Below are 21419 nucleotides of genomic sequence, written 5' to 3' on the forward strand. Positions count from 1 at the left end.
GTGCCAGAGGACTTGAACCGTTTCTATTCGGCACCTTTAACACGATCTTCATGATCGTGCTCGTAATTGTGACGCTGTATCCATTTTTAAACACCATTGTAGTTTCGTTTAATGCAGGGAATGACACCATTCGGGGAGGCTTATATTTATGGCCTCGTGATTTCACCTTGCAGAATTACAAAGCAGTTTTTGCTTCGGGCACGATCTATAATGCGTTTTTGATTTCAGTTGCGCGGACCGTACTTTCTACTCTGCTTAATATTTTCTTGACCACCATGCTGGCCTACACGCTGAGCCGGCGCGATTATATCTTCCGTAAGCTGATTACAACTGTTTTTGTACTGACCATGTATTTCAACGCCGGTCTGATTCCGGGATACTTCCTTATGAAGGATTTGCATTTGATTAACTCCTTCTGGGTGTATGTCCTGCCATCACTGGTAAGTGCGTTTAACCTGATCGTCATTCGTACTTATATTTACACGATACCTGAAAGCTTGATTGAATCTGCGAAAATAGACGGTGCAGGAGATTTCCGGATTTTCTGGAAAATTATTTTCCCGCTATGTAAACCTGTGCTGGCAACCATTGCGCTCTTTGTTGCCGTGGGTGCGTGGAACTCCTGGTTTGATGCTTTTCTGTACACGTCGTCTCGTCAAGAGCTCAGCACGCTGCAATATGAATTGATGAAATTGTTGTCTTCCAGCATGAACGCCAACAGCAATCCTTCCGTAGCCAATGGTGTAGGGGCAGAGCATTCGACTCAGGTAACACCAATTTCCATTCGTGCAGCCGTGACCATTGTGGCTTCCGTTCCGATTTTGCTTGTATACCCGTTCATGCAAAAATACTTTGTCGTAGGACTTAATGTAGGGAGTGTGAAGGAATAAATGTCACAGCTTCAAGTACAACAAATTCGCTATGCGAACCCGATTCTTCCTGGTTTTTATCCGGATCCTAGCATTGTGAAGGCAGAGGATTACTTTTACCTTGTTTGCAGTTCGTTTGAGTATTTTCCGGGGGTTCCGATTTTTCGGAGCCCGGATCTGATTCACTGGGAGCAGATCGGCAACGTATTGGATCGGGTAAGCCAGCTTGATTTGACTGGTCAGAAGAGCTCGGACGGGATTTATGCCCCTGCGCTGCGATACCACGAAGGTACGTTTTATATGATCACGACAGATGTTAGAGGTATCGGGAACTTCTATGTTACGGCAACCAACCCTGCCGGACCATGGTCTGATCCAATTCGCATTCCGTATGGGGGAATCGACCCCTCTCTGTTTTTTGACGATGACGGAAAAGTGTATGTTACGGCGCAGCAAGGAGCGGACTACGATTCTCATGCCATTCAATATGAGATCGACATCACGACAGGAGAGGCGTTATCCGAACCGCAGGTGGTATGGCACGGAGACGGTGGACCGTGGACCGAGGGGCCGCACTTGTACAAAATCAACGGGATGTACTATATGATGTCTGCTTCTGGAGGGACAGCCAAGGAGCATCGCGAAATCATCGGTCGCAGCGAACATCCGTATGGTCCATTCGAACGGTATCCAGAGCCGATTCTGACTCACCGCCATTTGGACCACCCTATTCAGTATTTGGGCCATGCCGATCTGGTGGAGGATCATCACGGAGAATGGTGGGCTGTATTCCTTGGCGTCCGCTTGACAGAAGACGGATATAGCGTGCTTGGACGCGAAACATTCCTTGCACCGGTTGTCTGGAATGAGGGCTGGCCGCACATTGACAACAATGAAGGTACGGTAAGCCTGGACATGGCGATTCAGCGTATGCCGATGTCAGTTCCTTCTCAAGCGGATGGTAATGCAGCAATTGTTGCAGGCCGGGATGACTTTAATGAAGAACTGGGTCCGCAGTGGATGTTTGTGCGCAATCCGTCAGAAGGAGTATGCTCCGTAACGGATAATCCGGGTTCTTTGACACTTTACGGGCAGGAAGCAAATCTCAGCGACGTTGGTCAGATTACGTTTATTGGCCGTAGACAGCAGCATCTTCAGGCCTGCTGCACAACCAGCATGACATTTGTGCCGACTGCTGATGGAGAAGAAGCGGGCATGTGCATTCGCCGAGATGAGGATGCGCATTATGAGCTTGGTGTTAAAAGGTCGGAAGGACGCAACCTCATTTTTGCCCGTCTGACGGTACGTGGAGAGTCGAAAATCGTGTACCAGAATGAGACTGAAGCAGAGCAGCTGTTTCTTCGCATTGAATCAACGGAGACGGACTATAAACTGAGCTGCTCCTTGGATGAACAGGACTGGGTAAGTCTTGGCACGGGTTCGGCACGGGCCATCTCTCCGGAGGACTTTGTGCATAAAATGTGCTTTACCGGAGCGGTGGTTGGGTTATATGCCACTGGCAACGGCCAGGCAAGTCATACACCTGCACGCTTCGATTGGTTTGATTATGAAATCTAGCTAACTGATCTAACGAGACGAACTAATATTACTTATTCGGTAATCAGGAGGAGGGGAATTATGGAATCCAGGCGTGAAGAGGAATCATTGAAGGCTTTATATGAGGATGCTTTTCATATCGGTGCAGCGGTTAATCCCCTGACGATCGACAGCCAGCGCTCGCTGCTGGCCTACCACTTCAACAGCTTGACAGCAGAGAATGAAATGAAATTTTCAAGCCTACACCCGGAGGAGAATCTGTACACGTTCGAGAACGCAGACGTCATAGCGTCATTTGCCAGAGAACAAGGTATGGCACTGCGAGGACATACGCTGGTCTGGCATAATCAGACTCCCGATTGGTTGTTCGAAAACGAAACGGGCGGAAAGGCGGAGCGGGATGTACTGCTTGAACGGCTTCGCTCGCATATTCAGACTGTCGTCGGCAGATATAAGGATGTGATCTACTGCTGGGATGTTGTGAATGAGGTCATCTCTGATGAGAATGATGAAAGTGCATTTCTGCGGCCTTCCAAATGGCTGGATATTGCCGGGGAGGACTTTATTGCCAAAGCATTCGAGTTTGCTCATGAAGCAGATCCACAAGCTCTTTTGTTTTATAACGACTACAACGAGTCCAACCCGCATAAGCGGGAGCGCATCTACCGACTTGTTCGTTCACTGCTGGATCAAGGCGTACCGATTCATGGGGTAGGTTTGCAGGCACACTGGAATTTATACGACCCCACGCTGGACGACATGCGTGCTGCCATTGAGCGTTATGCCCAGCTTGGCCTTCAGCTTCAGCTCACTGAGCTTGACGTATCGGTATTTCGCTTTGAAGACCGACGTACAGACCTGACTCGTCCTGAGAAGGGGATGCTGGAACTGCAAGCCGAGCGTTATGAATCCATTTTCCGTCTCCTTTACGAATATCGTGAACACATCAGTGCTGTCACATTCTGGGGAGCAGCCGATGATTATACCTGGCTTGATCATTTCCCGGTCAGAGGCAGGAAAAATTGGCCATTTTTGTTCGATGAGTCGCATGCTCCCAAACCGGCTTATGAGCGCGTCGCGCAGATTCCGAAGCAAGCTGCAATGGAGAAAAAGTGATACTTATATCGTTAAAGCGTCCGAAAAAATGTTGAAATAGAATCATCTTTTTTGAAAGGGAGTATTTGAATGTCTGAAGTGCCTAAACCGCAGCAACCGTTAGTTACCCACATCTATACTGCAGATCCATCAGCTCATGTTTTTGAAGATCGAATCTATATCTATCCATCTCATGATCTGGATCATGACGGTCCGGTGAATGACAACGGAGACCAATACAAAATGGAGGATTATCACGTATTGTCCATGGCCGATCTGAATTCACCGGTCGTGGATCATGGTGAAGTGCTGCACGTTAAGGATGTCCCGTGGGCATCCAGTCAGATGTGGGCGCCAGATGCTGCATACAAAAACGGAAAATATTATCTGTTTTTCCCCGCACGTGATCATGACGGCATCTTCCGGATCGGCGTAGCAACAAGCTCTTCTCCCCAAGGTCCATTCCAACCTGAGGAGCAGTACATCCCAGGCAGCTTCAGCATTGACCCTGCCGTATTCATTGACGAGGACGACGCGGCCTACATGCTCTTTGGCGGGCTGTGGGGCGGACAGTTGGAGAAGTGGCAGACGGGAAGCTACGCGGAAGATGCTGAAGGTCCTGCTCCGGATGCGCCTGCCCTTGGCCCACGAATTGCCAAGCTCAGCGAGGATATGCTTTCTATGTCTACGGAAGCATTGGAAATTGTAATCGTGGATCAGGAAGGCAAGCCGCTTACCGCCAGCAACGAAGATTGCAGATATTTCGAAGGCCCATGGATGCACAAGTATAATGGCAAGTATTATTTGTCTTACTCCACGGGAACAACGCACAAGCTGGTGTATGCTACAGGGGACAATCCTATGGGACCATTCACGTTCCAGGGCACTATATTACCGCCTGTTTTGGGATGGACAACACATCATTCCATTGTTCAATTTGAGGATAAATGGTATTTATTTTATCATGACTGTTCCCTGTCCGGCGGTGTCGATTACAAGCGCTGTGTCAAATTTGCCGAACTGACGTATAACTCCGATGGAACCATTCGCATGATTGATCCATACCCGGAAAAATAACAAGTTTAAGGGGGGCCTCGCGGGCCTCCCTACTTATATAATCATCCCTTGAAGCCGCCCTTTAAAATCTTTTTTTTGGGCATGTATTTGGTTTTAAAGAGAAGGTCATATTAGCTTATCTATTTATGAAAGCGCTTAAATATTGATTTTATTACTCCACCTTTTACTATAGGATGTGATTGTTCTTGCATCCACAAAATCACATAATCAGTTGCTCAAGCGGGCTAGCACTCATAGTCAACTCATGATTAATCTTCTTGTCATATAACGATTGCATGGGAATTTATTATGCTGTATGCGGAAGTGTCATCAACCTTCATTATAATGGAGAACGATGTTATTTTTTTCTGTTGCTTCTGGATTAAAACATGTAAAATGGGTTTGACTGAGGAGTCAGTGTTTGAATTCTATTTTTAACGATATTTTTACAATATTCAAAATAAGCGGGGTGTATTAAGGAATGGTTCATCACAATCCGATTCTATGGGCCGATTATCCGGATCTCGATGTCATCCGCGTAGAAGATACGTATTACATGGTGAGTACTACGATGCATATGATGCCAGGATGTGTCATCCTGCGTTCATATGATCTGATGCATTGGGAAGTGGCAACTCATGTGTATGATAGACTGGATGACACACCCGCCCAAAGACTGGAAGACGGCAAGCAGATTTATAGTAAAGGAATGTGGGCAGCTTCACTTCGGTATCATCAAGGGACTTTTTATGTAATCTTTGTAGCCAATGATACGCGAAAAACGTATTTGTACACATCTTCATCTATATTGGGGCCATGGAACAAACGCATTGTTGAGGGCTTTTATCATGATTGCTCACTTTTCTTTGACGATGACGACCGGGTATATCTGGTACATGGCAATACCGAAATTCATCTGATCGAGTTAGAGGCTGATCTGTCAGGACCCAAACCGGGGGGATTGCAGCGTTTAATCGTAAAAGAGCGAGAGCCTTACCATCTGGGATACGAGGGTGCCCATTTCTATAAAATCAAAGGGAAGTATTATGTGTTCCTGATTCACATTTCGAAAGAGGCGGGACGAAGAACTCAGGCTTACTTCATGGCGGATACGATAGAAGGTGAATTTGTCGGTGGGGAAGTTTTTAACGATGATATGGATTATTTCAATTCAGGTGTTGCGCAAGGTGGGATTGTTGATACACCGAATGGAGAATGGTATGCTATGCTGTTTCAGGATCATGGTGCGGTGGGTCGTATTCCAGTACTTGTTCCCGTGCATTTTGAAGGCAGTATACCCGTTTTTGCAAGCAAGGCACCAAAAGAAATTGATATTCCTAGCACAAGGCCGGGTTATCAATACAGCCCACTGGTAGGCAGCGACGATTTCAGTTATCACATTGGAGAAGACGGTAGAGTACGCCTGCGTGATTTTTGGCAGTGGAATCATACGCCCCATGATGAGCTTTGGACTGTAACCGAGAAGCCTGGTACATATCGTATTCGGAGCGGTCAGCTCAGTCCGAACTTAACGTTTGCCGTAAACACATTAACCCAGCGCGCGATGGGACCTGCATGTACGGCTAACGTGACACTGGACGGCAGCGGATTAAACGATGGTGATTATGCAGGCATATGTTTTTTAATAGGAACTTACGGTCTGATTGCGTTAACTAGGGATAAAGGACAGTTCTACCTTGTCATGCATGCACGGGAAAGTGAGGATTCCAGCATATTTGGGAATTTGATTGATCAGGAGCCTGCCACGGAACATGCACGAATCCCCGTAGCCGGGCCGGTCGTTACGCTCCAGGCGTCAGGTCATTTTGTGAACAATCGGGATGAGTGTTCTTTTGCCTATCTTGATGGTACGGAGTGGAAGCCAGTTGGCATCCCTCACAAGATGTTCTATAAATTGGACCATTTCATGGGCTGCCGGATTGGCTTATTCCTCTACTCAACGAAGGTTATTGGAGGTATAGCCGATTTCTCCAATTTCGAATACCGGGTAATCTAGGCAACGAACACACAATGGTATGCATAAAGTCGCCTGGTGGCGGCTTTTTGTACGCCTACAGATCTTTGGATATAGAATGATTGAATTCCGGATGATCCTTAAAATAAATGGCATGATTCATTCCAATAGAAATGGGGCAAGTTGTCGTGTCTAATCGATGGAAGTACAGAACAAGATGGACCTTAATTATGCTCCTTGCGGTGCTCATGCCTGTAAGCCTTATGCAAGGAATGTCTGAGCAGACGCAACCGTTACCCGCGGGGCAGCAGGGAGAGCCTTCTGAGGAGGAAGGGAAATATGTTCCGTCCATACAAGTCACTTTTGTCAGGGAAACAGAGGAGGAACTGGAGCGAATGGTTGAGGAGTTACCGGGTGAAAGTCTGATAGATAATCGCTGGACACGCTTGTATGAAGAAGAATTGGGAATTCAGATTCGTTATGACTGGATCGCAACGGGTGATGTTTATAATCAGAAGCTAGGGGTAGCCCTTGCTTCAGGCCGTTTCCCTGACGTTGTCAAAGTAAACCCATACCAGCTCAGGCAGTTAAGCAATGCCGGATTGATTGAAGACCTGACCGAAGTGTACGAGACGCAAGCCACTCCTCTTACCAAAAAAATATTGGAGGCTGAGGGAAGAGGTGCGTTCGACGCTGCTACCATAAACGGTAGACTGATGGCCATCCCTGAATCGTCATCTTCCATTGAAACGGCGCAGTATCTATGGATCAGAAAGGATTGGTTGGAAAAATTGGACCTAAAGCCGCCCAAAACGATGGAGGATGTCCTGAACATATCGGAAGCGTTCACCAAAGGGGACCCTGATGGTAACGGGAAAAACGACACCTACGGAATGGCGATGACGAGTTATTTGTGGGATCCCGTCATGGGTGTATCCGGATTCATGGCGGGTTACGAGGCTTATCCGAATATCTGGATCAAGGATAAGAAGGGGAATCTCGTTTACGGCGGCATACAACCTGAGGTCAAACAAGCGCTTGAGATGCTGCGAAACTTATACCTTAATGGCCAGGTGGATCCCGAGTTTGCCTACAAAAACGGAAGCAAGGAGTCTCGACTGGTTCAGGACGGTAAAATAGGCATGCTGTATGGTGAACAGTGGACCCCATTCATGCTTCAGACTACGCGCGATAAGGACCCGGGCGCAGAGTGGCAAGCATACCCTCTTGTGGCCGAGTCTGGAAAAGACATACGGGTCCCGCTGCGTTCCAATACAGGACAATATTTTGCCGTAAAAAAAGGATTTGCCCATCCTGAGGTCATCGTTAAGCTTATGAATCTGCATTTGGACAAAAACTGGGGTGAACAAGCTGAGTATGAAAAGTACTACAATGATGACTCACTTGCCGTGTGGAAACTTTCGCCAGTAACTCCGTTCCCAGGAACCAAAAACATAGATGCTTACAGAGATATTCGTGACGCCACAGAAAAAGGAGACTACTCCAGCCTGGAGAATGAAGCACTTGCGATCCACAAACGAATAGTTGCTTATGACTCCGAAGGCGTAAAGAGTGGATGGGGATGGAAACAGACCTATGGCCCTTCGGGTGCTTTTAGCATTGCCGATGCCTATGACTTGAACGGGCAGCTGATGTACGACGAATATACGGGTGGGATAACTGAAAGCATGGTTGACCGGCAAATTATTCTTCGAGATCTCCAGCTTGAAGCCTACATGAATATTATCCTTGGTTCACCCCTCGAAGAGTTTGATCGGTTCGTCGACGATTGGTACAAGTTGGGTGGGGAAGAAATTACATCGGAGGTGAATGCGTGGTTCAGAACCAATGGTGGAGGGGATCACGGCTCGTTGGCATCTTCGAATTAATTCACAAACCTTTTCGCGGTTTGGCTCACAGGAGGTGAAAAGGTTGTTTAGGATCCCTGCCCAGTCGTGGCTCAATAGCATATTTGCAAGACTAATTATGACCTACCTGGCTTTTGTCATTCCGCTGATTCTTCTCGGCGTATATCTATATCACTGGAGTTACGATACGGCAAGCCAGGAAATATCCTTGTCGACAGATCGGCGTTTGAACCAATTTGCCATGGAGCTGAACAGGGAAATCGAATGGATGGAGCTGCAGCAGTTCGACATCGCGGAAGACCGCAAACTGAACCGGCTTGCCATTCTATGGAACATGATGGATCAAGTGGAGCGACGTGAAACGTTGAATTATTTATCGGAACGATTGGCTGCTTTCAAAAACAGCAGTGCTTACATCAGGAACGTTTACGTACATATCCCTTCAGTCAACAAGAGCGTATCGGCCATGCAGGGCATTGATGACTTTGATCAGGAATCCTTTAGCTACTTTAGCTCAACTCGAGAAGAAAAAGGGATTCGCTTTACTGTGAAAGGTGACAACCTGAATCTTAGCGCTGTAAGACTAACTGGTCAAAGAGGTGAGGATCCGCTGTTTGTTGTCCAAGTGGAACTGGATAACGCGGAAGTTCAGAACGAATTGTCACAGCTGAATCTTTATCCCGAGAGCGCAACATTGCTGATTGAGGACAAAACGGGGCTTGCCATCTCGGACCAGCGGCGTGATGCCATTCTGTCCAGTCACCGCAAGTCCAGTCTTACAAATCCGCAAAGCAACTTTCAGGTGAGTGTGGAGGATACCGTGTATCATGTGAACCAGCTTCATATAAGTACGCTGGGCTTGTCCGTAGCCACCTATTTGCCGGAGGAAATCGTAACCAAACCTCTCAGCAGATTTGTTCAATGGGCCTGGATTTTTGCCATCACTTCATTCATCGCCATTGCGGCGTATCTGTATTCCAGCTACAAGCTGATCCATATGCCGCTGCTGCTGCTTGTCAAAAGGTTCAAGAAAATGGAGGGAGGCGTGCTGGACATCCCAATCAACCATCATCGAAAAGACGAATTCGGTTTCTTGTACAGCCGTTTCAATCTTATGATCGAAAATCTTCAGCAGCTGATTGACCGTGATTTCAAAATGACCATGATGATGCAGCGGGCAGAATTAAGACAGCTTCAATCCCAGATTAATCCGCATTTTCTGTACAATAGCTTCTTTATTTTAAATTCCCTCGCCAGAACAGGAGATACGGATCGCATTGAACAATTTACGAACATGCTTGGCGAGTATTTTCGCTTCATCACCCGAAACGGGACAGATCATGTCCCCTTGAAGGAGGAAGTGGAGCATTCGAGAATCTATACGGAAATTCAGCAGCTGCGATTCTCCAGACGTATCAAGGTGGACTTCGGGCAGGTACCCCTGGAGATGGAACATATTCAGGTGCCCAGGCTGATTATTCAGCCGATTATTGAGAATGCTTACGAGCATAGTCTTGAAAAAAATACAGATATGGGTCTCTTGCGCGTACATTTCTATATGGAGGAATCCTTTATCGAATTTGTCGTGGAAGACAACGGAAACGAGCTGCGCATGGAAGATATTGAGCTCCTCCAAGAACGGCTGCTGAATGAAACAAGTACAGATGAAATGACCGGATTAATGAATATACACCGGCGCCTTAGACTGACCTATGGGGAAAAAAGTGGTCTTTTTCTCTCCAGGAGTGAGCTGCAGGGGCTAAGGGTCGCTGTTCGGATTCAGGCGGAAGGAAGGGGAGTCGAATAACGAATGTATAGACTTTTGATCGTGGACGATGAGGAGATTATCACGGATAGTCTGTATGAGACGTTTGCCAGATATATGCCAGACAATCTTGACGTGTGCAAAGCCTATTCTGCTGCGGAGGCGTTATCTTGGATGCGGCGCTCCAGGATAGACATTGTACTGACGGATATCCGTATGCCGGGAACGAGCGGCCTGGAGCTGACCGAGGAGATTAAGGCCCGATGGCCGCAATGCCGCGTTATTTTCTTGACGGGACACAGTGATTTTGATTACGCCTACAAGGCTTTTCAAATGGGCAACGTAAGGTATCTACTCAAAACGGAGGGCTATGACAAAGTAATGACCGTCGTCGAACAGGTAATCGAAGAGATTCGGCAAAGTCATACCATGAATGAAGTGCTGGAACAGTCTGATGAGATTACTTCCAGATTAGCCGCGCTGCAGCAGGAGGAATATGTGCGTAAGCTTCTTCAGAAGTGTAAGCAGGCCGGTTCAGCAGATGAGATCCAAGCTGAGCTGACCCGAAGAAACATTGAATTGCAAGCCGATTCCCCGGTGTTCCTGGTGCTTGGACGATTCAACACGATGCCTGTAAACCCGGCTGATCTCGAACATGTTCAAGCATCCATTCGAGTGATCGGCTCTTCGCTTATTCGTGAACATGCGATATCTGCCAGCGTAACCGATCATTATGGCGATGCGGTCTGGCTGATTCAACCGAATAGAGAGAACATCAGCTCGGACGATCATTTTGTCACCTATGTCGAAGGGACATTGGAACTTGTACAAGAAGCTTGCCAGTCCTCATTAGGTGTATCCATTGCATTCGCATTAAGCGGACAGGGCTGTCCATGGTCCCAAATTCCAAGACAATACGAACGTTTGCGTCTCCTGCAGTGGATGAAGATCGGGGACGGGATATCCATGGTGTTAACAGATAAAACCGAAGAACCTGCAGTAGGGGCTTCCAAGGATTATTTGCGCATTTCAAGCCGGATCGAAATAATGATCGGTTATTTGGAAACCGGCAGGTTCCAGTCTTTTTATGACGTCTTTGAAGAGCTGATCAATGAATTGCTGCATCAGGACATGATCATGGAGCGAGCGATGGAGACGTACTATCACTTGGCACTGATGCTGTACACCACATTCAATCGTTGGGGGCTTCCGCATGAGATCCCTGATCAGCGAAGCCTTCTTCATCTCGGAGATTACCGAAGTATACGGGAGGCCGTACACAACCTGTACCAGGCAGCTGATCAGTTGGTTCAATTCAAACAGGCCAATGAAGCGGAACGGGCTAATTTGGTAACCCAAACGATATGCACATACATCAAAAATAATCTGGAGAAGGATTTATCCTTGGTCCGACTGGCTGAATTGAATCATTTCAACCCATCCTATCTCTCCCGATTCTTCAAGCAGGAAACCGGGATCAACTTATCCGAGTTTATTGACGATTGCCGCATTCGAAGAGCCAAGGAGCTGCTGGCCCATACGGATCTTATGGTACGGGAGATCGCGCTGCAAGTTGGTTATGAAGCAGCTCATTCGTTTACTCGTCTGTTCAAGAAGCTGACAGGTATGACGCCGCAGGAATATCGCGAATCCTTGCTGGTTCGATAGGGGAATGCAATAAAACAGAAATAATTGGCTGACACAGGTTACATGAGTCAAGTATGCTTCCGTACATTTACGATAGGTAAACTGTCTTCATCAGATGTTAAAAGAATCCGGATATGATAAAAACGCAGGAGCAGATGCTCCTGCGTTTTTGGTTTGACTGGAAGAGTTCCAAATAGCAAACAGATTCATTCATCCTATGCCGTATGGGTTTTCTGTCTCCGGTAGGCATTGGGACTTGAACCGGTATACGATTTGAACTTTTTGTAAAACCAATCAATATCCTTATAACCGACCTCTATAGCTATCTCGTATATTCGCAAACGGGTTGAGGATAGAAGCTGCTTGGCTTTTTCCATACGCTGTTGAAGCAAGTAATCCGTGAAAGACATACTTTCCTCCAGCTTGAACTTCTGGCCCAGGTAGGCGCAATTGAAATGCAGCATATCGGAAATTTTCCTTAACGTGATTTCATCCCCCAGATGATCCCGGATATAGGCTTTGACAAGGCGGATGACATGACTCGAGTTCATTGCTTTTCCGTAGATTGGAATAGGGGATTTACTAGGCACACTTTGTTTGACTGGTTCAGAGCTCAGCCTGCTCTGCATTCCAAGTAAACTGTTCAGCAGATCCGAGGGACGGACTGGACCAGACAAATAGTCATTTACCTGATAAGCCAGTGCTTTCCGCACAAGTCGGTAGTGATCTCTTCCACCCAGTAGAAGGATTGGAATATCACTGGTTTTCCTTATGTGGTGACATAACCACAGCCCAGCCGTATCATACTGCTCCGTAAATACAACAACAATGGCAAATTGCCTTTCAGACAAAGCAGTCAGGGCTGCAGGAGCAGAATGGACACATTCACTGATCACATACTGCGATTTGTTATGGTTCAGCAGATGCTGAAGTTCTCTGCACCAACGGCGACTGTAATCGACAAGCAGCATATTGTACAAGAAGCATGACCTCACCTTCCTGAATTTCGTTCGGGCGGTTCATCTCTGGATAAAGGCATATTTTTATTATGGGAATAAAAGAAAGCGCATACAATGTGCAACTTTTTTCAGACAGTGCATTTCTTTACCAATTCACATTAAAAAGACAGCGTATCTCTTTCAAATCCTGCATTTCTATAATTTGACAGGGTAAATATCTAAGTTTCATCAGGTTGTTTGCGCTTTCATCTGAGAGATACACTGTGGGAGCAAACGACAATCAGGGGGGAAGACGATGAGAAAAAACAAGTTTATGCTGCTGAGCCTGGTATTCGCGGTCATGCTACTAATTGCTGCATGCAGTTCTACGCCAACCGCGCAACCTGAACCGGAGAAACCGGCACCTCAGGAGGAACAACAACCTGCCGAAACGGAGCCCGAGAATGCAAACTCCACGCCGGAGATGGATTTTGATATGGGCGGCCGGACCATCAAAGTGGTTGCTTGGTGGGATATGGAGATTCAGGACAATAACCCGGACAATATTCAGCGCCTCGAAAATCTGGAAGCACTGAAGAAAAAACACAACTTTAACATCGAATATATTTCCATCGACTTTGGTGAGTATCAGGAGAAAGTGGTGGCTTCCCTGATGGCAGGTGAACCGCTTGGGGACTTTGTAAGGCTCGGTAAGGATTACGCCATCCCCGCATTGACCAAACAGGATCTTTTGTGGCCAGTGGATGACTATATCAAAAACGACAAGGTATTCAACCAGAAAACGACCAAGGAATACATGCAGTACGAAGGCAAGGGCTACGGGTTTACCGAAGATCAATCTTCATTTATTAACGGCATTTTCTACAATCGGACCCTTATGCAGGAACTGGGCTTGAAGCCATTGCAGGAATATGTGGATGCCGATGAATGGAACTGGGATACATTCCTCAGCGTCGCAAAAGAAGCAAACAAGGATCGAAACAATGATGGCAAGCTGGATACGTGGGGACTTGCTCAGACAGGTCTTCTTGAACCCGTTTTGTATTCCAACGAAGCTTCTCTGACCAAAGAAGATAAGCAGAACCTGGAAGATCCGAAGACCAAAGAAGCGCTGAACTTCCTGTCCAAAATGGCAACCGAGAAAGTCGGCAGAGCTTCAGAAGGCGGCGACTGGACAGAACCATCCACCTTCTTCCGTCAAGGTAATACACTGATGTACGCAGGAGCAATGTACGAGGTGGAAGGCATTATGACGGATATGAAGGATTATGATATCGGCTTTGTACCTTTTCCCAAAGGACCAAGTGCTTCGGAGTATCACTCCGGTGAATCACGCTACCAGGCAATTACAATTCCTAAAGCGGTGGAGAATCCGGAACAACTGATGTACATCTGGGAGAAAATTAACGAGATTGATTCGATCTACGAGTATCCTGGCCAATCCACGCTGGAGACACACCTGACGGATGAGGCGGACATCAATAACGCTAGAGAGGTTGCAGAGGGAATGCTTGTACTCGACCATAATACATTCCCGTCCTTGCCATTCTGGGACTTTGATGCAGAGCTTAAAGAGGGCGTATCCGTATCTACGCTGATTGAGAAATACAAGGCTCCCTTCCAGGCAGCGATTGATGAGGTATATAAATAGGCACCTACACTATACACGGGCAGAACGCATCAATATCGGTGTGGTCTGTCCGGGTTAGTTAGTCAACCGTTTTATGGTCGCTATGCTTACAGGAAAGGGGATACATTCGAACATGCGGTCACGTAAGAAAATGGGGCTGATTCTGGTGCTTGTCCTGGCCTTAGTGTTCTCGATCTGGACGATCTATCCATCGCGTGATCAAGGCACGGGAACGGTACATGCGCTCGAAGATTTTGAAGCGGTCTCGAACACGGACGATGAAAGCAGCTATGAACATTATCTGAGTATGCATGCCAGCAGCGCCAAGCCGGACAACGTCATACGAATTGAAGGCGAGTCTTATGTTCAGGCGGAAGGCGGAGCGTTTGAAGTTGTACAGGGATATGAGGGATTGGATGGCAAAGCCGTCATTACACCTGAAACCGGAAGCATTCGCTGGGATGTGCCCGTTCAAGCGAGTGGTCTATACCATGTCCGCATCCACTATTATCCCGTTGAAGGCAAGAGTTCAGGAATTGAACGCAGGCTGGAGCTAAACGGGCACGTTCCATTCAGAGGTGCTGACGTCTTGCTGTTCGACAGGGTGTGGGGCAATCGGGAAGAAGACATCAGGCGGGATGACCGTGGCAACGATCTCAGGCCGAGACAGGTGGAACAGCCCGAGTGGCAGCTCGCTTCCTTCAGGGATAGCGCAGGTTACTTCGAGGAGCCGTTCCAATTTTATTTTGAACAGGGTACACAGGATTTAACGCTCACCTCGCTAAGAGAGAGCATGGCCATTGATTATATCGAACTGTATCAGGAAGAGGACGTCCCTTCCTATGCGGATTTGCAGGCAAGTTATGAGACACGTGGCTTGAAGCCGGCTGAGCCTGTCATGTTGAAGGTTCAGGCAGAGCAGGCAGTGAGCAAGTCCTCGCCGACACTGTCACCCATCTCGGATCGATCCAGTCCTTCACTGGAGCCATATCACGTTTCGAAGATTCGGATTAACGCCATTGGAGGAATAAACTGGAAGCTGCCTGGTGAATGGATTGAGTGGGAGATTGACGTCCCGGAAGACGGGTTATATCAGCTCGCGCTGAAGGTGAAGCAGGACCAACTGCGTGGCATTTATGCTACCCGCAGTCTGACCATTGACGGCAACGTACCGTTCAAGGAAATGAAACGCATTCGTTTTAATTACAGTCCTTCCTGGCAAACGCAAGTGCTTGGAGCCGAAGAAGAACAGCCCTATCAGTTCCATCTTGAAAAAGGGAAACACCGCATTCGGATGACGGTCACACTGGGTGATATCGCTCCGCTGCTTCGTACCGTGGAGTCCAGCGTGCTGGAACTGAACGAGATGTACCGCAAAATATTAATGATCACCTCGAACCAGCCCGATCCGATGCGGGACTATCAGCTCGAACGGCGTATTCCGGAGATGACCGAGGTGTTTGAACGACAGGCGGATACACTTAGCTCGGTAGCAGCCTATCTGGAGCAGGCCACGGGTGAGCAGAGCGATAAAGTTGCGATTCTGAATGCGATGGTCGTTCAGCTTAAGGATATGGTGGCCAGACCCGAGACGGTACCGAAACGATTGGATACATTCAAGATTAACGTGGGCGGACTTGGCACCTGGATTCTGACCGTGCGAGAGCAGCCCATTACAATGGATTACCTTGTCGTATCCCAGCCAGGTGGTTCGCTGCCGGATGCAAATTCTTCGGCCATCCAGCAAGTAAAGCATGAACTGGGTGCCTATGTCGCTTCCTATACGGAAGATTACGACAGTATCGGCAACGTGGAGCAAAAGAAAGACGCGATTACCGTCTGGATTACAACTGGACGGGACCAAGCCCAGGTGCTTAAGGGTCTGATCGATGATTCGTTTACCCCGGATACCGATGTCTCGGTACAATTGCGCCTTGTTCCGCCTAACATTCTGCTGCCAGCAACGCTTTCGGGGGAAGGACCGGACGTGGCCATGCAGATGGGCGAGGACATTCCCGTGAACTATGCGATGAGAAATGCAGCAGCGGATCTGAGCAAGTTCCCGGACTTCGAAGAGATTTCCGGACGTTTCCGTGAAAGCGGACTGACGCCTTACCGTTACAATGATGGGGTCTACGCGCTGCCGGAGCAGCAGCACTTCCCGATGCTTTTTTACCGTAAAGATATCCTGAATGAGCTGGGCCTTGAACCGCCGAAGACATGGCAGGACGTCTATAACGCCATCGCGGTGCTGCAAAAACACAACATGGAGTTCTATCTGCCGATCGAGGATACGCTGAACAATGCAAACCTTGTACCGAATTCCACTTTTGCCATGCTGTTGTATCAAAATGATGGCACCTTCTATACGGAAGATCAGAAGAAGAGTGCACTGGATTCGGAGATTTCAATGGATGCATTTAAACGCTGGACCCAGTTCTATACCAATTACAAATTTCCGCTCAAGGCAGACTTTCCAAACCGGTTCCGTACTGGGGAAATGCCGATTGGCATCGCCGATTATACCACGTACAACATGCTGACGGTTATGGCACCGGAAATTCGCAACCTCTGGGATTTTACCATTGTTCCGGGTACGGAGCTTCCGGACGGTACTATACGGCATGAGGTAGCCAGTGCGACCAGCGCCGTAATGATGCTCGAAAATGCAGGCAACAAGGAAGCTGCATGGAAGTTCATGAAATGGTGGACCGATGAGCAGACCCAGATCGAATACGGAAGAGAAATGGAAGGCCTGATGGGGGCAGCTGCCCGCTATCCGACGGCCAATATTAAGGCACTTCAGCAGCTGCCTTGGCCCGTGAAGGATTATCAAAATCTGGAGAAACAATGGAAATGGGTACAGGGTATCCCGCAGCTGCCGGGAGGTTATTTCACAGGCAGGCATCTGGACAATGCATTCCGTAAAGTAGTCAACGCCAACGAAAACCCGCGTGAGGCCCTGTCGGACTATGTCCTGTATATCGATGATGAAATCGAGTTGAAGCGCAAGGAATTCAATCTGAAGTAGAAGGAAGGGAGGGTAACGGTTGCAAGCCAAAACAGCCAAGACAGCAGCCGCTCCTGCCATCCATACGCGTCCAGCGGGCAGGTGGTCCCTTTTGAAAAGGGATCTGTATCTCAGCAGACACTATTACGTATTGATGGCACCGTTTATGTTGATCTTTTTCATGTTTACTGTCATACCGGTCGGCATTTCGCTTGGGCTCAGCTTTTTCCATTTTAATATGCTGGAGCTACCGCGTTTTATCGGCTGGCAAAACTATTCACGCCTGTTCCTGGGGGACGATGTCTTTTTAATTGCTCTGAAAAATACGCTGCTGTTTGCCGTTATCACCGGCCCAGTCAGTTATATTGCCTGCTTTTTGTTTGCCTGGATCATCAATGAACTGTCGCCCAAAATCCGGGCGGTCATGACGCTGGTATTCTACGCTCCATCCATATCCGGTAACGTATTTTTCATCTGGCTGATCATCTTCTCCGGTGACAGCTACGGGTACATGAATGGTTTCCTGATGCGTCTGGGCGTCACCCTGGAACCCATCCAATGGCTTGCAGATGAGAGATACGTGCTGGCCATCGTCATTATAGTTCAACTATGGCTCAGTCTCGGAACCAGCTTCCTGGCTTTTATCGCAGGTTTGCAGACGATTGACCGCTCTCTGGTAGAAGCCGGTACCGTGGATGGGATCAAAAATCGCTGGCAGGAGCTCTGGTATATTACCCTGCCATCGATGAGACCCCAACTCATGTTTGGCGCGGTCATGCAGATTACGGCTTCATTTGCTGTAGCCGAAATTTCGATTGCCCTGGCCGGTTTCCCAAGTGTTAACTATGCAGCGCATACGGTCGTTACTCACTTGATGGACTTCGGCACCATTCGCTTCGAGATGGGATATGCCTCGGCCATTGCAACGGTGCTGTTTGCACTGATGCTTGGTACGAACGTCTTGACGCAAAAAATGCTGAGAAAGATAGGTGAATGACAATGACCAGCAAAGTACGTGCCGTGTTCGGCATGCCCAAAAGACTGAATCGGTCATTTACCGTCAGCCTGATGCTGTTTGCCCTGCTGGCCGTGTTTGGATCATTTATGGTGTTACCTCTCATCTATGCTGTTAACAACGCATTTAAGCCACTGGATGAATTGTTTATTTTTCCACCGCGCTTCTGGGTGAACAATCCGACAACGGAGAATTTTGCGGATCTGATCAATCTGATGGGCAATTCGTGGGTACCGTTATCCCGCTATATTGCCAATACATTGCTCATTACAATCCTGGGAACAGCAGGACATATCCTTCTGGCCTCAGCGGCGGCGTATCCACTGGCGAAATATCGTTTTCCGGGTTCTAAGGTGCTGTTCACGATTGTCATTCTGTCCCTCATGTTTTCGCCGCATGTCACTGCCATCCCGAACTACATGGTGATGTCCTGGCTCGGCTGGATTAACAGTCATGCTTCGATTATCGTGCCATCCCTAGCGTTCTCGTTGGGACTGTTTCTAATGAAACAGTTCATGGAACAGATCCCGGATGCACTGCTGGAGGCAGCGAAAATTGATGGCGCGAATGAATACCGGATTTTCTGGAGTATTGTGATGCCTAATGTGAAGCCGGCTTGGCTTACTCTGATGATTTTGCAGTTTCCGGCCCTCTGGGGAACAGACGGTGGAAGTTTTATTTACAGTGAAAATCTTAAAACATTGCATTACGCGCTCAGCCAGATTGTTCAGGGAGGAATAGCGAGAGCGGGGGTTGGTGCAGCGGTTGCACTGCTGCTTATGATCGTACCGATTACGCTGTTCATCATCTCCCAGAGCAGTGTCATGCAGACGATGGCTACTTCGGGCATGAAAGAGTAGAAAGGAGGCAGCGAGGTGCGGAAAAGCACATGGAACAAGCAGGGCTGGATCATCATGGGCATGGTCTGCCTCCTGTGGTTCAGCCAAGAAGCAGTACCCGCGAGTGCAGATGGCAAGCAGGATGCTTACCAATATTCCTACTGGGGCGATTCCGTTCCGGCTCCTGCAGCATACGAGGCCACGTCTATCATTACGGGAAAAAAAGTGAACGCTGGTGCATTCAAAGAACCAAGTGACATGCATGTCACAGCGGATCAGCGAGTGTTCGTACTGGATTCCGGCAATGGTCGCATTGTGGAAATGGATCGTAATTTGAAGCTGGTCCGGACGATTGATTCCTTTGAACGTGAGGGAAAGAAGGAGCAATTCAATAATCCGCAAGGGCTGTATGTGAGTGAAAAAGGGGATCTTCTCATTGCGGATACCGACAATCAACGGGTCGTTCATCTGAATGAACAAGGCCAATTGGTCAAGGTTGTGGATGAGCCGAAATCGGATCTGTTACAAGCGGATTTTCAATTCAAACCCGTTCGGGTTGTCATGGATAAAGGAGACCGCATTTACGTCATGGCAGCGGGTGTATTTGACGGATTCATGGAGTTCAGTGCCGACGGTACATTTTCCTCCTTTATCGGAGCGAACAGGGTTCAAGTTGACCCGGTAGAGTATTTGTGGAAACGGTTTGCCACGCGCGAGCAGCGCAGTCAGATGGTCATGTTCACCCCGACGGAATTTACCAACCTGGATATGGATGAAGAGGGATTCATCTATGCCACAAGCGGTGACCGCGGCAAAGATCCAATCAAGAAGCTGAATGCCCAGGGGACCGATATCTTGCGCAGACAAGGCTATCATTACCCACAAGGTGATCTGATGTACACAAATGAAGCAGGGCCATCGCGCCTGATTGATGTAGACGTGGGAGACAGTGACATGTATTCGGTGCTTGACTCCAACAGAGGGAGAATATTCACCTATAACGGTGATGGATACCTGCTCCATATTTTTGGGGGGATAGGCAATCGGTTGGGACAGTTTAACACAGCAGTTGCACTGGAACGTGCAGGAGACCGAATGCTTGTGCTGGATAAGGCGCTCGGTGAGATTACGGTATTCGAGATCACGGAATACGGGCGCACGCTGCACGAAGCGGTGCGCAGTTATTACAACGGGGATGAAGATCAATCCTCGGTGCTGTTCGCCAAGGCCGCCGAGATGAATGCGAATCTGGAGTATGCCTATGCGGGTATTGGCAAGTCGCTGCTTCGCCAGAAGGATTACGCCGAATCTGCGCAATATTTCAAACGGAGCATGGAGCGGCAGGGTTACTCCAAAGCTTTTCTCTTGTTCCGCAAGGAGCTGATGCGTGAGCATTTTTCGTGGATGATGTCCGGTCTATTCCTTGCTGTTGCTGCGTTTGTTACCGTCGTCATCGTTCGCAGGCAGAAAAGGAGGACAACAAATGCAAGCGCCAAGTAAGCAGCTTTACCAGTATCCGATGCACCTCATCTTTCACCCGTTCGATGGGTACTGGGAACTGAAATATGAACGTAATCAACGAACGACATTGCTGATTGCCTGTATGATCATGCTGCTGCTGACAGTTACCAAGATTTTGCATGCCCAGTACAGCGGATTTCTCATTAATTTTAACAATCCCAAGTATCTGAACAGCCTGCTTGAAGTGTTGTATGTCATGATCCCGGTACTGTTCTGGTGTGTGGCCAACTGGTCGTTAACGACCCTGATGGATGGAGAAGGCAAGTTTTCGGAGATTTTCATGTCGACGTGTTTTGCACTGGTGCCGCTGCTCCTGATTCATTTCCCGTGGATCTGGCTGAGTCTGGTCATTTCCGCGCAGGAGACAGCCTTTTATTATTTCTCCAATGCACTTGCTGTGGCTTGGACGGTGTATCTGTTATTCGTGGGCAACATGACCGTTCATCAGTACACACCGGCTAAGACGGTGCTTACGATGCTGCTTACCCTCGTAGCCATGGCTTTTATGGCTTTTCTGTGCTTGCTTTTCTTCAGTCTTGTGCAGCAGATCATATCGTTTGTCGTAACCATCTATCAAGAAATCGTGCTTCGGGGCTAAGGAAGGAGGACATCC

General features: G+C 48.1%; 15 protein-coding genes. 14 read left to right on the forward strand and 1 reads right to left on the reverse strand.

Translation table 11 applies throughout. The features are described from left to right. Window positions 1-50 precede the first annotated feature (50 nt). The 8 genes from ABIC22_RS21785 to ABIC22_RS21820 all read left to right on the forward strand — a co-directional run bounded on the left by ABIC22_RS21785 (window position 51) and on the right by ABIC22_RS21820 (window position 11853). Window positions 51-890: a carbohydrate ABC transporter permease gene (locus ABIC22_RS21785; RefSeq protein ID WP_354486048.1), complete on the forward strand. Its 840-nt coding sequence runs from the start codon at window positions 51-53 to the stop codon at window positions 888-890. Further along, complete coding sequence (locus ABIC22_RS21790; protein WP_354483712.1) at window positions 891-2447, forward strand: glycoside hydrolase family 43 protein; 1557 nt, start codon at window positions 891-893, stop codon at window positions 2445-2447. 60 nt (window positions 2448-2507) lie between these two features. Next, entirely contained in the window at window positions 2508-3542 is a 1035-nt protein-coding gene (locus ABIC22_RS21795) for an endo-1,4-beta-xylanase (protein ID WP_483312559.1), read from the forward strand. 69 nt (window positions 3543-3611) lie between these two features. Next, entirely contained in the window at window positions 3612-4598 is a 987-nt protein-coding gene (locus ABIC22_RS21800; RefSeq protein ID WP_354483714.1) for a glycoside hydrolase family 43 protein, read from the forward strand. A gap of 460 nt (window positions 4599-5058) precedes the next feature. Further along, window positions 5059-6594: a glycoside hydrolase family 43 protein gene (locus tag ABIC22_RS21805; RefSeq protein ID WP_354483716.1), complete on the forward strand. Its 1536-nt coding sequence runs from the start codon at window positions 5059-5061 to the stop codon at window positions 6592-6594. Between the two features lie 146 nt (window positions 6595-6740). Continuing rightward, window positions 6741-8441 carry an extracellular solute-binding protein gene (locus ABIC22_RS21810; RefSeq protein ID WP_354483717.1) on the forward strand — a complete coding sequence of 567 codons (1701 nt, stop codon included), beginning with the start codon at window positions 6741-6743 and terminating at the stop codon, window positions 8439-8441. Window positions 8442-8484: 43 nt separating this feature from the next. Then, window positions 8485-10227: a sensor histidine kinase gene (locus ABIC22_RS21815; protein ID WP_354483719.1), complete on the forward strand. Its 1743-nt coding sequence runs from the start codon at window positions 8485-8487 to the stop codon at window positions 10225-10227. 3 nt (window positions 10228-10230) lie between these two features. Then, on the forward strand, window positions 10231-11853 hold the full coding sequence (locus ABIC22_RS21820; protein WP_354483721.1) for a response regulator: 1623 nt from the start codon (window positions 10231-10233) through the stop codon (window positions 11851-11853). Window positions 11854-12047: 194 nt separating this feature from the next. On the opposite strand, the gene ABIC22_RS21825 is transcribed toward ABIC22_RS21820, so the two are convergent. Further along, complete coding sequence (locus tag ABIC22_RS21825; protein WP_354486052.1) at window positions 12048-12803, reverse strand: helix-turn-helix domain-containing protein; 756 nt, start codon at window positions 12801-12803, stop codon at window positions 12048-12050. A gap of 283 nt (window positions 12804-13086) precedes the next feature. On the opposite strand from ABIC22_RS21825, the gene ABIC22_RS21830 reads away from it, so the two are divergent. From ABIC22_RS21830 to ABIC22_RS21855, 6 genes are all read left to right on the forward strand, one after another. Beyond that, window positions 13087-14442, forward strand: coding sequence for an ABC transporter substrate-binding protein (locus tag ABIC22_RS21830; protein ID WP_354483723.1), 1356 nt, complete (start codon window positions 13087-13089; stop codon window positions 14440-14442). 112 nt (window positions 14443-14554) lie between these two features. Next, the gene (locus tag ABIC22_RS21835; RefSeq protein ID WP_354483725.1) at window positions 14555-17452 is read left to right on the forward strand and encodes an extracellular solute-binding protein; all 2898 of its coding nucleotides are present in this window, start codon (window positions 14555-14557) and stop codon (window positions 17450-17452) included. A 58-nt stretch (window positions 17453-17510) separates the two neighbouring features. After that, window positions 17511-18428, forward strand: a complete 918-nt coding sequence (locus tag ABIC22_RS21840; protein WP_376035425.1) for a carbohydrate ABC transporter permease — start codon at window positions 17511-17513, stop codon at window positions 18426-18428. Between the two features lie 2 nt (window positions 18429-18430). Then, a complete protein-coding gene (locus tag ABIC22_RS21845; protein WP_076288847.1) occupies window positions 18431-19306 on the forward strand; it encodes a carbohydrate ABC transporter permease in 876 nt (291 codons plus the stop codon). A gap of 15 nt (window positions 19307-19321) precedes the next feature. Continuing rightward, complete coding sequence (locus ABIC22_RS21850; protein WP_354483728.1) at window positions 19322-20785, forward strand: hypothetical protein; 1464 nt, start codon at window positions 19322-19324, stop codon at window positions 20783-20785. Next, window positions 20769-21404, forward strand: coding sequence for a Yip1 family protein (locus ABIC22_RS21855; RefSeq protein WP_354483730.1), 636 nt, complete (start codon window positions 20769-20771; stop codon window positions 21402-21404). The genes ABIC22_RS21850 and ABIC22_RS21855 overlap by 17 nt, the downstream gene beginning before the upstream one ends. Window positions 21405-21419: the final 15 nt, after the last annotated feature.

Origin of the sequence: Paenibacillus sp. PvP094 (genome assembly GCF_040546835.1) — a bacterium.
GTDB lineage: Bacteria > Bacillota > Bacilli > Paenibacillales > Paenibacillaceae > Paenibacillus > Paenibacillus illinoisensis.

What these genes read in the sequence shown, in the direction of transcription:
- ABIC22_RS21845 (WP_076288847.1), top strand. Translation starts at nt 18,431, where the DNA reads ATGACCAGCAAAGTACGTGCCGTGTTCGGCATGCCCAAAAGACTGAAT.
- ABIC22_RS21830 (WP_354483723.1), top strand. Translation starts at nt 13,087, where the DNA reads ATGAGAAAAAACAAGTTTATGCTGCTGAGCCTGGTATTCGCGGTCATG.
- ABIC22_RS21805 (WP_354483716.1), top strand. Translation starts at nt 5,059, where the DNA reads ATGGTTCATCACAATCCGATTCTATGGGCCGATTATCCGGATCTCGAT.
- ABIC22_RS21835 (WP_354483725.1), top strand. Translation starts at nt 14,555, where the DNA reads ATGCGGTCACGTAAGAAAATGGGGCTGATTCTGGTGCTTGTCCTGGCC.
- ABIC22_RS21825 (WP_354486052.1), bottom strand. Translation starts at nt 12,803, where the DNA reads ATGCTGCTTGTCGATTACAGTCGCCGTTGGTGCAGAGAACTTCAGCAT.
- ABIC22_RS21795 (WP_483312559.1), top strand. Translation starts at nt 2,508, where the DNA reads ATGGAATCCAGGCGTGAAGAGGAATCATTGAAGGCTTTATATGAGGAT.
- ABIC22_RS21790 (WP_354483712.1), top strand. Translation starts at nt 891, where the DNA reads ATGTCACAGCTTCAAGTACAACAAATTCGCTATGCGAACCCGATTCTT.
- ABIC22_RS21800 (WP_354483714.1), top strand. Translation starts at nt 3,612, where the DNA reads ATGTCTGAAGTGCCTAAACCGCAGCAACCGTTAGTTACCCACATCTAT.
- ABIC22_RS21855 (WP_354483730.1), top strand. Translation starts at nt 20,769, where the DNA reads ATGCAAGCGCCAAGTAAGCAGCTTTACCAGTATCCGATGCACCTCATC.
- ABIC22_RS21785 (WP_354486048.1), top strand. Translation starts at nt 51, where the DNA reads ATGATCGTGCTCGTAATTGTGACGCTGTATCCATTTTTAAACACCATT.
- ABIC22_RS21820 (WP_354483721.1), top strand. Translation starts at nt 10,231, where the DNA reads ATGTATAGACTTTTGATCGTGGACGATGAGGAGATTATCACGGATAGT.